Below are 12,041 nucleotides of genomic sequence, written 5' to 3' on the forward strand. Positions count from 1 at the left end.
TGGTGCCCCCAGTAGGGCTCGAACCTACGACCTGCGGATTATCAGGTCGGAACTTGAGGGCGAACTTGCGGAAGTAGCTTACGAAGTTCCGGACAGGCGCGTCGCGTGAACGCCAATAGCCGACTGCGAGCAATGCCACTTGCCGATGGCAATCGTGATGACGTTGTGATCGCAAAGATCTGTGAAGCTGAGTCGCAGCACACCAAACTGACGGCCATGAAGGTTAGTTACGCTCAGCACCCATTGATCCAGGAATGGGAACTCTGGCAATACGCCGCCCGGATGTCGCCGGTCACGATCACTGAGCGCATCAGGGTCATCGCGCAGTTTGCCGAGGAAACTGGTGTCTCCCCCGTTTCGGCGCAACCTATAGACCTCATGAGGTGGCTGGCGTGCCACACCGAGTGGTCCCAGTCGACCGCGGCCACGTACCACTCTTATCTCCGGGCCTGGTTCAAATGGCTGAACGTAATGGATCACCGCCCTGGCGATCCGATGTTGAAGTTGCCGACACCGCGGTATCCCGATCGTGTTCCGCGTCCGGTTCCCGATGCCGATCTCGTAGACCTACTACTGACCCGGATGCACCACCGAACGCGCGTGATGATCCTCCTCGGGGCGTTGGCCGGAATGCGCGTCTCCGAGATCGCGCGGGTACGCGGTGAGGACCTCGACGTCACCGGCCCCCGGATCTACGTGCTGGGCAAGGGCGGGTCCAAAAACTGGCTTCCGTTGCATCCGCTGCTTGTCGATGCCTCGCTCACGATGCCGCGCCGCGGCTGGTGGTTCCCGTCCAACAGCCGTCGCCCAGGCGATCATGTCCGCGGCAAGGGGGTCTCAGACATCATCGGTGATGCGATGCGTCGAGCCGGTGCCCGCGGAACTGCGCACAGCCTGCGGCATTGGTTGGGTACGACGGTTCTGGATGACGGTGCGGACTTGCGCACGGTGCAAGAGCTTCTGCGCCACCGATCGGTCGCTACCACGCAGATCTACACCAAGGTCCCCGACGTGCGTCGGCACGACGCCATCAATCGTCTTGATCCATTCCGTGGCCTTCCTCGCGACATCGAGGAATCGGTGGCATAGGTTCCGCATCGCGCTCCCCGCCGATGGCAATACGATCCCGCACATGACAACGCCTGCAGCCCGTCAACCGGAGACTGTTGAGGCCGAGCTGCGCGCCCTGGCGGCGTACCGAGCCGCCTGCGCTGGCAGTGGCGACCCGGTGCGCTCCACGTCAGTGGTTGACCGGCTACTCGATGAACGGTTACGCGCGGATGGCAGCGGGCCCAGCGAGAGGCCGACAGTCGGCTGATAGCGCCGGCCCGTACACAGGGGTGTCGCACTCGCAGCACCGCCACGAGGTGTGACCGCCTCGAATCCCGCATGAGCACGGCGCGTGTCCGACGAGCACCCGGCCGCCAGTGAGCGAATGCCCATTTGGGCAACGCTGGGGCGGCAGGGTCATCCAGCCGCCTTTGGTGGTGGGCACCAGGTCGCCGACGTGAGGCATGAGTCACAGCTTACGGTGGCGTTACTTTTGTGACATAAATCGCATCACGCCATTCGCAGGTGGCACTAAGCTTCAGCAAAGTCGGACTTGCCCTCACGCCTGTAGTCAGGCTGAGGGCAAGTCCCGTGCGGACACGGGGAAGTGAGTTGAGTATGGCGAACGGGCAGTGGCCAATCATCGACGTTCCGCTCAAGGACCTTGTGCTTGACACCAAGAACGTGCGAATCGCTGTCGAGAATCTCGATGAACAGGGAATCGCGACCTATTTGTGCGAGGCCGAGGACCTTCTCGGTCTCGCGCGCGACCTTCTCCGTGATGGCTACATCGATAACGAGATGCCGCTCGTTGTGTCTGAAGATGGCAAATACACTGTGTTGGAAGCTAATCGGCGCGTCGCCGCGTTGAAGGGTATGCGCGATCCGGAGCTTTTGGGCAGGTTTGGATCCGTGATGGACCGTTTGCTCAGTCGCTTTCCGGACGCTGACCGCCCATCCGAGATTCGCGTGATGGTGGCACCATCACGGGCTGCCGCTCAACCGGTACTTGCTCGCCTTCATACGGGAAAGCCGAAACGGTCTTGGCTCCGCGAACAGCAGGCAGTCTTTTTCCATGCTCAGCTCTCAGAGACGACTTCGGTAGACGACTTGCGTACGTCCTATCCGAGAGAGTCCGGCAAAATCGTTGGCTTCATCCGCATGGGCGAGATGCGGGATCTCATCCGGTCCGTGCGATACAACGACAAGGAACTGGAGGAGTTCGTCAAGTCGAGTCAGCTCAAGATGACTTCCTTCGAATACGCCTATGACCGACCCCGTATTCGTGAGTTACTCGGACTGGAGTTCGATGACGACGGAATCTTGCGAACGAAAAAGCTGAACGCTGGGCAACTTCGCGGACTGATGTACTTGCTCGGAAGATTCAAGGACGGAACGCTGAACACCCGCTCGAACGAACTTAAGGAGCGTCACCCCGACCACGTCTTGTTCGTAGACCGGCTGTCGCGGGTTATCTCGGGCGAGCAAGGGAACGCGACGTCGGCCGACGATACTGCGCAGGGGTCCGAGGATTCGAGCGAAGATGCACAGAGCGGCGGTGGCGGTGGCGGTGTCGGCAGCGGAGCTAGCCAGGGCTCCGGCGGTGCTTCTGATGCGGATGCATCGGGCTCGGGCAGCGGTCAGAGGAATGGCACTCAGGACTCGGGTGATGATGGGAGCGGATCGGGCGCCGGCTCGCGGGGGCCAAACCGTGGCGACACTCTCGCTCGGCTGGACTTCACAGGTTTCGAGTACAACGGAAATTCGGCTGGTCTGCGTCGGCGGTTGGAGGAGTTGAGACGGCTCGACCTTCGCGATTTCCCCAATGCCGCACATGATCTGGTTCGCACGGTTTTCGAGTGCGCGATCAAGGACTATTTTGCTCGACTTGGTAAGCCGTTGGGGGACAAGATGCTTAAGGGATGCGTCGAGGAGCTGAGCAAGGAGTTCCAAAGCGACCGACGCATGACGGGCCTTATCAATTCGATTAATCGCAAGGGCAAGATGACAGCCGATCAGTATGCCGGCACCGCGTATTCACTTAACGCGAGCAATCATGATCCCGACTCGTTCGTAAGAGCGGCGGACGTGCATGAAGCGTGGGAGCGCATCAAGCCGATCGTTGTGACGATTGTTGGCTGAAGGTCGGATCTAGCTGGTTGGCGAGTGTTATCGAGACCGGGTCCGACGCGATCATTAGCTCTTGAGCTTTGCCCGGCCTGTTGGCGCTGTAGGTCAGCTGGTAGTCATGGACGTCATGGTGGCGGTACAGGCGCCGAATGAAATCTGATGGGTCATAGGTGAGTACCCATTTGCCGTTGCGTTCTTCGGTGAGGAGCTGGGCGAGGTCGGCATGGTCACGGTGCGTAAATGCGTTGAGGTACAGGCTTCCTCCCATGTCGACGTAGGGAGGGTCAATGTAGATGAACGATGATTTCTTGCGTATGTAGCGGCGGATGACTGACATGCCGTCGACACTGAGAACAGTGATTCGATCTGCGAGCGCTCCGATTGCAAGTATGCGGTCTGCCAACTGTTTTCGGTTGTAGCGTGCATCGATTTTGTAGTTGCCGGTTTGTTTGACGCCGCCGATTGGGCCCGCGTTCAAGATCCCGGATCTGTTGGTGCGGTTGAGGTAGAAAAACGCGAATCCTAGTGCGAATGGGTCAGATTCATCAGCCTGGCGGTAGATCGCTTGCTGGGTTCGCCATTCGTCGACGTTCAGCGGGGCGTCCAGTACCGCGGAGGCAAATTCCTCAGGGTGCTCAGTGACCGACTTCCAGAAGGAGTACACAGCGGGGTCGATGTCGTTGATGACAAGCCTGCGCACCAGGCCCTTTTGGAGAAGCACGATGCCGGCGCCGACGCCGCCCGCGTAGGGCTCGATGTATGTGGTGGAGCGGATCCCAACGCGCTTGATGATGTCGGCAAAGAAGCCGGCGAGAGCGGCTTTGCCTCCGGGGTAGCGCAGCGGACTGGCGGCCGCACTGCGATTTTCGGCCCTGATGGTCAACGGCGCCGGCGTAGTTCTTGTCGCCACTGAAGCATTCCTATCTGGCCGGGCTATGTCCTTGTTTGCGCGTGAGCGGCAGGCCCGAACGCGGCATGAAGTTGAACAGTAGCGGGCGCCGCGGCGACCGGTGAAGGGGCGTGCGCAACTGAGACACTTCTGTGTCTTGCCGGCTCGGCGCATCCGCTCATGTCGTGGTTCATTGGATTCGCCGGTCTAGCTCTTCGTCTGACAGGTTGGCAAACCCTTCCATGTAACGATCGTATCCGTTACATAGTTATTGATCTGGCGATACGTGAATGCTGACCTCAGCACCCGTGCGGGCCAGGTCGCACGCCATTCCCCACCTTTCACTGGCAGCGCCGCTTGTCGCCCTCGATGCGCTCTTGCCGTTCTGTGCGGATCTCTTCGCGGATACCGCCGATGTCGCGCCGCACATCGTTTCTCATCGCTCGCAGGTCACGGGCCTGCTCGGTGAACTTCTCTTCGACCTTCCGATGAATCGCGGCGAACTGCCTGTCAAGGTCATCGCGCAGCTGATCGGAGTGGCCGTTCTGCACGTTGTTGCGGACGACGTCGACCTTCCGCTGTACATCGGGCAGAACGTTGACTTTCTCGCTGACGTCGTTGAGGACCGCCCGATCTTCCTCGCGGCGGTCCTTGCCCCTGCGTTGCCCGCGGACACTGACAACGATGGCGGCGACGCTGGCCACTGCCGCGAGGATGCTGGGCAAGCCGATGATGAACAGGCCGGCGAGCCCGATGGCATCGTTCGGCTCGTAGTACTCGGCGGCCGCTCGGATGACTTCGGGCAGGGTCACGCGGCAGCCTGCACGGTCTTGGCTGCGGCTGTGGTGATGCCGAGCACCTGGGCGACGGCGGCGGTCACCAGGGGCCAGTTGATACCGGTGGCGATGCCGTACCAGGTGAGCAGGCCCGCCAGCGGCACGATCAGCCCGTAGAGGGCCAGCCGCCAGCTTGAGGTGGCGTATAGGGCGGCGAACAGCAGTGTCACGGTAGCGATCCCGAACTGTGTCCACTTCGCGGCCTCGTCCTGAGTGAGCACACCTATAGCCCACAGCATCAGGAACAGCCCGGAGATCGCCCGGTACCAACCTTCCCGTTGGGCCGGATTGATCTTGGCCGCGAGAGTGCCCAACCAGCTAGGCAGCTGCAGGACGGGGGTTGCAGGTTGATCGACCATTGCGTTGTTGCGCCTTTCAGTTGCGGACCGGCGTGCGGCCGGCCCAGTCGCGGACGTGCTGGATCGCCAAGCCGAGGTAGGTCTGGCCGGGCCAGACCTCCCAGGCGTGGTAGTTGATGTGCGCTGCGGTGCCCGACGCGGCGAACTTGAGCGCGATGATCGCGGCTTGGACCGCGGCGGCCGGCCCGGTCAGCTGGCCCCCGGTCGCCCCGCCAACGAGGCCGGCGAGCGTCGACACGAGTACCGGCAGCAGCACGCCGGCCAGCGCCATCGGATTCCCAGACAGCGCACCGACGCCGAGCTGCGCGAGCAGCGGGATCGAAACGCCCGCCTCGGCCAGGACTTTCGGGATCGCCGCGATAATCGCCTGCAGTGTGCCGATCGGGTCCGACAGCTGCGTGTCGGTGACAGCCTGGTAGATCGCGGTCATGATGTCCCCGGCATCGCCGAGCGGGACGTTGGCATACATATCGTCGGGATGCACGAGATCGCACCAATCCCAGCCCAGCGTGCCGGCGGGCATGATGAAGTCGGAGATCCCGCGACCGCCGGGGATGGCACCGAGGTAGTAGGTGTGCCCGAACGCCCGCGATGGGTTCCCGAACGCGAATCCGCACACGTAGTTTCGGCGGTACTCGGCCAGCGGTTGTCCGGGTTCGAGCATGGCCCGCAGCTTCGCGGCCACGTGCGCGCCGGCCGAGTAGCCGCCGAGGATGAACGTGCGGCCGGATTGGATCTCACGAGCGCCGGCCGCGACGGCGATCTGAACCGCCTTGTTCATCGACGGTGTGACGGCCGCGCCGGGTGGCAGCCCGCCCATGCTGGCCGGCCATTCCGGGTTGCGTTCCTCCACGAGGTCGGTGGCGCCTTGGCAGACGCGGCTGACGAGGTCCAGGCCGATGACGCCGCCGGTTCCGCGGAACATGACGCCGAGGTGCCGGGGCTTCGGTGGTGCCGGCGCGGTCTTGACCAACGCGCCGTACTCCTCGTGGGTCACCACGATGCCCGGCGGCGGTGCCGGCAGAGTGCGCCGGTGCCGGTATTCGGCGGCGACCTTGGCATCGTCGTCGCCGATCCACCCGTCGACCTTGAGCGGGCCGCCGTCTGCGGCGAGCGCGTAGGACTTGGCGAAGTCTCGGATGGCGCGCTGCCAGGCCATCGCCTCGGCGGCCTGGGCGCCGCCGTACCGCAGCTCCGTCATCAGAGGCCGGCGTCCGCGTGCAGGTCGGCGACGGCCTCGACGGTGAACTTGCCGCGGCTGCCGTCAGCGAGCTTGCCGAACAGGTCGGGCCAGCCTTTGGCTTCCGGGCCAAAGAACTGTTCCCACATCTGCTTCACCATCTCGTCGTGCGACGGGTAGGCGAACCCGGCGGGAGCTGGCGGCGGCGCCGAGATCGTCCCCAGCGGGACGTAGCCGTGATCGACTAGCTTGGCCAGGGTGACCGGCCCAACGATGCCGTCAGCAGCGACACTCACCCGGGCCTGGAACGTCTTGACGACCTGTTCGGTGGCCGGCCCGAAGTCGCCGTCGACCGCGAGATCCGAGTAGCCGCTGAAGTTGTCGTTCATGAACTGTTGCAGGCTGCGCACGCGATCGTTGTTGTCGCCCAGCTGGGCATAGATGTTCTCGGCCGGTGTCGGCGCCGGGGTGGTGCCGCCACCGGTGCCGCCGCGGCGGAACGTGCTGAACCCGTCGGCGCGGATCTTGCGCTTGATGAAGTCGTTGCACTTGGCCTGGTTGTTGTAGGTGTTGTAGCCCATCTGGAAGTGCATCGAATCCTTGGGGCTATTCCAGTCGTTGCCCCAAAAGATCATGCCTTCGTAGAACGCGAGAAGCTCACGCACGACCGCGGTTTCGGCGGCGGTGTATCCAGCGAGCGCGTTGCCCATGGGGTGGTCGGACCAGTTGAGGTCCATCGCGGTGCCGCCGAGGTGATTCGACGTCGCGACGGAATTGGTTGGGGTCCAGCCGCCTTCATCTGTCCCGCCGCGGGCGTTGTAGAGCGACTCGGCGTAGGCGTGGAAGTCGGCGGCGAAGGCCTTCATTATTCTGCTCGGGATGCCGCGCTGCAGCGGGATCACGATGCTGGTGCCGGGCACTGCGCTTCGGTCGAGCAGCTCGGGGCCGCACGCGGGCCAGCCGTTCTCGGTCATGATGTCAGTTCCTTTCGAGCACAACAGAAACCCCGGTCACCAAGTGGCGCCGGGGCGAACGATGAAGCGAGAGTTGAGAGTTAGAAGGGGGCGATGGTGTCGCGGTCGAGCAGAACGCTGATCGGCCAGACCCCGTAGCAGAACGCGGCGGCGGCTACACCGAACACCGCAGCGCCGATGGACACACCGAGCGCGAGTGCTCGGGTCATGGCCACGTGCCGGCGGGCCAGTCCTTGACCTCGGCGGTGGTAGCCCAGTGGCCGCCGTTGACGGGGTGCATGACTCCCCAACGGTCTTCACCGGCCTGGACGGCGACGGCGCCGAACAGGTGTGACTCGGGGTCGGTGCACTGCTTGACTTCTGGACGTTCCATACCAGTTTTTCCTTTCGGATTGCTCTAGGCGGCGCGGGGGGTGTAGCGGGCCAGGAAATCGGAGGTACTGAGCACAGACAGCCGGTTGTTGTCCCACACGAGAACCCGGTCCAGCACGAGCGTCACGGGGTTCACGCCGTTCTTGCTGATCTGTAGCGTCACAGTGTCGATGACCTGCTCCGGGGTACCGGGGTTCTCACCTTCGGCCGGCACGGCGGGAATGATGACGCGATTAGCGTTCAGATCGACGTTGTAATTGATCCCAAGCATGAGCGTGAGAATCCGGGGCAATTTGTCGATCGTATCGAAATGCTCGTAGGTCACTTCGTAGGAGTTTGTGTCTGCCTGCGGCATTGTTATTCCCTTCATCCACTTATGCGAGTTATCTCAAAATAGGTTTCGGTGCCGGATGCCTCACCGCGGCAATTGCTCTGCGCGGCGTCGTGGACATAGGCCAGATCGACGTAGTCGCCCGGCACCAGGTAGATGGTCCAGGTGGCCATCTCCCAATACGCCGTGTTGTTGCCGATGTTTGAGGCGCCGAAGCCGTCGCCCCTTCGGGCCATTACCCCGTTCTTGTACAGGCCCAGGTAACCCTCGTTATTCGCGCCCCAGTTGCCCATGAGAATGCGGCCCACGACGATGTAGCTGCCCTCTTTGGTGACCGTCATTCTGCGGCCGAAGGTGATGGCTATATCGGACGTGCAGTAGTCCACGGTGTCGAAGAAGTTGGCCGGGACGAACTGGCCGGCCGTCGCCGCCGGGAATGACACCCCGGTGCCCGACGCCCGGTAGATGCGCGCGGTGGTGCCCTTGTACGTGGGCGGCACGTTGTCGGAGATCGACATCGACCCGATCGACGGCGGGCTGTGCTGAGTGTTGGTGGTGGCGAACAGCCATGTGCCCCAGAACAGTTGCGCGCCCCATCCAAGGTTATTGGTGCCCTCCGCAACCAAAGTACTGCTGGAGTCGTCCCACTCGCTGATGAACACGTTGTTGCGAAACACCTGGTACTTGCGCAGTCCAGTGACGTTGTTGGTGCCGATGATGAGCACGATTTTCACGCCCGCTGTGGGCTCGGCCAGCGTGAACGGCGAGCCAACCAGGGTGTCCGAGCCGCCGTTTTTGTAGCCCCACTGAGCCTGGCTATTGCCGCCGAACTCGAGGAATCCGTACTGTGTCTCAGCGTCGTTCTCGCGGAACTTCAAGCGGGTGTGCTGCATGATGCTGGACGCGCCGGCAGGGTTGTCACCCGAGATCGCCCCGCAGGTCCACGTGATCTTCTGGTAGCTGGTGAGGGTGTGCCCGAAAACGGGACTCAGGCAACGCATTTCCACCGACGCGCCGCCCACGCCGCTGGTCGAGTCCTTCATGCGCAGATCGGCGCCGTCACAGTAGATGCCGGTGGTCGGGTTGCCGGCCCAGGACTCCGACCAGAAGCCCGGGCCACCCGCCCCGCTGGCGGTCACGCGGTCGAACGTGTCGGTGCCGGATACCCCGTTGAATGTGGAGCCGTCCTGGTCGGACTGCAGCGCGGCGAGGGCAGACGCGAGCGCCGCCTGCGTCTCGGCGATTGCTGCGGCCTGATCCTGCGCGTCAGCCACGTCGACACCAGAGGCGGTATCGCCCCGGTAGCCATTCCAGAAGCCGTCAATCCAGTTCTGCGCTTTGGTATTCGCGTTGTTGGCGTTCGTGTTCGCGGCGCCAAGATCTGCCACGAGACCAAGAATTCTCGACTGTGCGAAGCTGCCGGTGCCGATCTTGCTGGCGTCCAGTACTGGGATGTTCGCGCCCGACAACAGCCCCGCCACGATCGAACCCGGAATGCTCAAGATATTCAGGAACGTCTGCGCGATCGTGCCCGAAGTGATTTTCGACCCGTCCAAACCAGGAACGTTGATCGCACCGATAGGCGATCCGATGTTCGGGCCGGGAATGTTCATCAGTGCGTTGTAAGCATCGGTAACCGTGTGGCCAGTTCCCGTTACGCCCAACGCATTACAGATCGTGTCGATCAGTGCCTGTCCACCGGGGATGGAGCCGATCGCGTTGTCGAGCGCGTCCAGTGTGTCCTGCAGATTCCCGATACGACTGATCGGGAATAGCCCGGACACGATCTTGCTGGCATCCAGGCCAGGGATCAGGCCACCCGGGATCAGACCGCCGATGAGTCCCGCGAACAGGTTCAGCGGCACCACGAACGCCGACATGACGGCCGCCCAAATCTCTTCAGGCGTAGGCGGATTGGTCAGGTCAATGTTGCCGAATACCGAACGTACCCAGTTGAGGAAGGCTTGCACGCCGCCAGTGGCGCCGAGCCCCAGCGCTGCCCCGACCTGGTCGAGGAATTGCACGATGCCCGACAGGTCGATGCCGGTGGCCTCTTTGATGATCTTCAGCCAGCCCTCGATGAGGTCGGCCGGGTCGAAATCTGGCAGCTTGGGCAGGGTTTGGTCCAGGCGCAGGTTGGGGTTGTGGGTGATCGCCGCGGAGCGGCCGAGATCAATTGAGGCTGGCACCGGCAACCTCTCTCGTCGCGACACCTTCGAACATGCGCCAGCGGTAGTCGGTGGCCGGCCGTTTGAGTACTTCCCGCTCGGTCTGCGGCGATACGTCGGCGGGGTCCATGTCGCCGCCGTCGCGCCACTCGGTGATCACCAGGCCCTGGCCGGCCGCCTCACGTTCGAAGCTTTCGCGGACCAGCCACACCAGGACCTCGTCATCCGCTTCGGTGTGCTCGGCGGCCAGCACGGGGACAACTGTCCTCAGTTCGCGTGTGTAGGCCATCAGAGCCCCTGTGGCACGACGAGGAAACCGAGCTGGGCATCGGTCCTGTTGAAGGCGTACATGCCGAGCAGGCCGTCGTTGACGAGGTTGACGGTGAGGTTGGCCTGTTGCCCGGCGTTGATCTGGCCGATGCCGTTGTCCGGCATGGCGGCGGTGTCTGGATCACCCGGGGTGGAGAAGTGGGGGACCACCGTGGTTTCCTGCGCCACAGTGCCCTTGCCGCGGCCGATGATCTGCCCGGTATTGGGATCACCCAGGCGGACCTCGGCGCCGATCTTGAAGGGGTCCAATATATTCAGGTCGATCCCGAATGCCTTGAAGTGACCGGTAACCCACGGGACCCAGGCGAAATCGAACACCGGTAGCGGGTAGGTCAGGATCGGCACGCGGCCGTTGACGACCTGCGAGATGTTGGTGAATGCCGACTCCGGGATCGAGTACGCCTGAACGCCTTTCGTTGCGAAGTCGCTGGGGACCCATTTCTGCTTGGTCTCGTTCCACGTCGGGATCTGACCGTTGTTCGGAGGCGCCGTGTTGTCGTAGTCGGTGGCAGCCCTGATCGCCGCGGCTGGCCCAGTGAAACCTCGGGGGGCAGCGATCTTGAAATGCAGCTGCGGATTGAGCGCGTTTCCGCCCTGTATGACGTCGCTGGTTTGGTCCGGCGGGATGACCTCGGTGGTCACCGTGAATTGGGGGACGGGCCCGGGCCGGCCCGGGTAGCCGGCCGGCCGCGTGATGTAGGTGGTGCCGGTCCAGTAGTACAGCAGGTCACCGAGCCACCACGTCTTGCCTTTGTCGCCCGGGCCGAGGTTGCTCGGCAGATCGGACGGTTGGGTGACCTCGGTGTCTATCTGCATGTCGACGGCCGGCGCGGGCAGGCCATCATCGCCCTTTTCGCCCTTGGCGATCGGGACGGTGATCACCAGGTCGTCACCGATGCCTTCCATGGTGACCGTGTTCAGCCCGGGCACATCTCCGTCGGACAGGTAGCCGAAGAAGTGAAGCATGGCCATCACGTCCATGATGTGGAACGGCTGGCCGGCGGGCGTCATCGCGGAAGTCACGTGAAGTCTCCTTCGATTCGGGGGGTGGTGTGCCAGGGCGCCAGGGCGTCGAGGTCGGGCAGCTCGGGCGGTTCGGGCACCGGGCCGACAGCTGAGATCGGTTCGGGGGCATTGCGATCGTCGGGCGTGTCGACGGGTACCCAGTCGATGACGCCGGGGAGCTGGCCGGGCCGATCAGGGATTGCGCGGCGCTTGATGATGGCTTTGTCGGCGTGCACGTCGCAGCCGGCGCGGGCGAGGTGGAATGCGAAGCAGACACGTTGGTCGTCGGTGAGGTACAGCACTTCACCGCGTGGGCCGCGAGCGAACGCCAGCGCGTCGGTGATGCGTGCCGCCGCTTCGATCAGCTCTCGCGCCTTGGGATCTCGGGCTTTCGTGTCGCCGGTCATTCTGTCCTTT

Annotated in this window: 15 protein-coding genes; 3 read left to right on the forward strand and 12 right to left on the reverse strand. The window is 63.2% G+C overall.

Annotation, left to right across the window (positions count from 1 at the left end; translation table 11 throughout):
- Positions 1 to 216 precede the first annotated feature (216 nt).
- The 3 genes from ACZYZ7_RS31340 to ACZYZ7_RS31350 all read left to right on the forward strand — a co-directional run bounded on the left by ACZYZ7_RS31340 (position 217) and on the right by ACZYZ7_RS31350 (position 3,192).
- Positions 217 to 1,089, forward strand: a complete 873-nt coding sequence (locus tag ACZYZ7_RS31340) for a tyrosine-type recombinase/integrase (RefSeq protein ID WP_463742513.1) — start codon at positions 217 to 219, stop codon at positions 1,087 to 1,089.
- 43 nt (positions 1,090 to 1,132) lie between these two features.
- Positions 1,133 to 1,318, forward strand: coding sequence for a hypothetical protein (locus tag ACZYZ7_RS31345; protein WP_463742514.1), 186 nt, complete (start codon positions 1,133 to 1,135; stop codon positions 1,316 to 1,318).
- A gap of 350 nt (positions 1,319 to 1,668) precedes the next feature.
- A complete protein-coding gene (locus ACZYZ7_RS31350; RefSeq protein WP_463742515.1) occupies positions 1,669 to 3,192 on the forward strand; it encodes a hypothetical protein in 1,524 nt (507 codons plus the stop codon).
- Here ACZYZ7_RS31350 and ACZYZ7_RS31355 read toward each other — a convergent pair.
- The 12 genes from ACZYZ7_RS31355 to ACZYZ7_RS31410 form a co-directional block, all read right to left on the reverse strand.
- Complete coding sequence (locus ACZYZ7_RS31355; RefSeq protein ID WP_463742516.1) at positions 3,161 to 4,063, reverse strand: DNA adenine methylase; 903 nt, start codon at positions 4,061 to 4,063, stop codon at positions 3,161 to 3,163. The genes ACZYZ7_RS31350 and ACZYZ7_RS31355 overlap by 32 nt on opposite strands.
- A gap of 347 nt (positions 4,064 to 4,410) precedes the next feature.
- The gene (locus tag ACZYZ7_RS31360) at positions 4,411 to 4,881 is read right to left on the reverse strand and encodes a hypothetical protein (protein WP_463742517.1); all 471 of its coding nucleotides are present in this window, start codon (positions 4,879 to 4,881) and stop codon (positions 4,411 to 4,413) included.
- Positions 4,878 to 5,264 carry a phage holin gene (locus ACZYZ7_RS31365; protein WP_463742518.1) on the reverse strand — a complete coding sequence of 129 codons (387 nt, stop codon included), beginning with the start codon at positions 5,262 to 5,264 and terminating at the stop codon, positions 4,878 to 4,880. Before ACZYZ7_RS31365 ends, ACZYZ7_RS31360 begins: the two co-directional genes overlap by 4 nt.
- Before the next feature lie 16 nt (positions 5,265 to 5,280).
- Positions 5,281 to 6,465 (reverse strand): hypothetical protein, encoded by a 1,185-nt coding sequence (locus tag ACZYZ7_RS31370; RefSeq protein WP_463742519.1) that lies wholly within the window; start codon positions 6,463 to 6,465, stop codon positions 5,281 to 5,283.
- Complete coding sequence (locus tag ACZYZ7_RS31375; RefSeq protein ID WP_463742520.1) at positions 6,465 to 7,418, reverse strand: peptidoglycan-binding protein; 954 nt, start codon at positions 7,416 to 7,418, stop codon at positions 6,465 to 6,467. Before ACZYZ7_RS31375 ends, ACZYZ7_RS31370 begins: the two co-directional genes overlap by 1 nt.
- 80 nt (positions 7,419 to 7,498) lie before the next feature.
- Positions 7,499 to 7,627 (reverse strand): hypothetical protein, encoded by a 129-nt coding sequence (locus ACZYZ7_RS31380; protein ID WP_463742521.1) that lies wholly within the window; start codon positions 7,625 to 7,627, stop codon positions 7,499 to 7,501.
- Positions 7,624 to 7,791 carry a hypothetical protein gene (locus ACZYZ7_RS31385; protein WP_463742522.1) on the reverse strand — a complete coding sequence of 56 codons (168 nt, stop codon included), beginning with the start codon at positions 7,789 to 7,791 and terminating at the stop codon, positions 7,624 to 7,626. The genes ACZYZ7_RS31380 and ACZYZ7_RS31385 overlap by 4 nt, the downstream gene beginning before the upstream one ends.
- Before the next feature lie 24 nt (positions 7,792 to 7,815).
- Complete coding sequence (locus ACZYZ7_RS31390) at positions 7,816 to 8,145, reverse strand: hypothetical protein (RefSeq protein ID WP_463742523.1); 330 nt, start codon at positions 8,143 to 8,145, stop codon at positions 7,816 to 7,818.
- Between the two features lie 11 nt (positions 8,146 to 8,156).
- Positions 8,157 to 10,310, reverse strand: a complete 2,154-nt coding sequence (locus ACZYZ7_RS31395) for a DUF7257 domain-containing protein (RefSeq protein ID WP_463742524.1) — start codon at positions 10,308 to 10,310, stop codon at positions 8,157 to 8,159.
- A complete protein-coding gene (locus ACZYZ7_RS31400) occupies positions 10,294 to 10,578 on the reverse strand; it encodes a hypothetical protein (RefSeq protein ID WP_463742525.1) in 285 nt (94 codons plus the stop codon). Before ACZYZ7_RS31400 ends, ACZYZ7_RS31395 begins: the two co-directional genes overlap by 17 nt.
- Positions 10,578 to 11,642 carry a phage tail protein gene (locus ACZYZ7_RS31405; RefSeq protein WP_463742526.1) on the reverse strand — a complete coding sequence of 355 codons (1,065 nt, stop codon included), beginning with the start codon at positions 11,640 to 11,642 and terminating at the stop codon, positions 10,578 to 10,580. Before ACZYZ7_RS31405 ends, ACZYZ7_RS31400 begins: the two co-directional genes overlap by 1 nt.
- Positions 11,639 to 12,031: a phage gene 29 protein family protein gene (locus ACZYZ7_RS31410; RefSeq protein ID WP_463742527.1), complete on the reverse strand. Its 393-nt coding sequence runs from the start codon at positions 12,029 to 12,031 to the stop codon at positions 11,639 to 11,641. The genes ACZYZ7_RS31405 and ACZYZ7_RS31410 overlap by 4 nt, the downstream gene beginning before the upstream one ends.
- Between the last annotated feature and the right edge of the window lie 10 nt (positions 12,032 to 12,041).

This window comes from Mycobacterium sp. IDUB_17 (genome assembly GCF_055419465.1).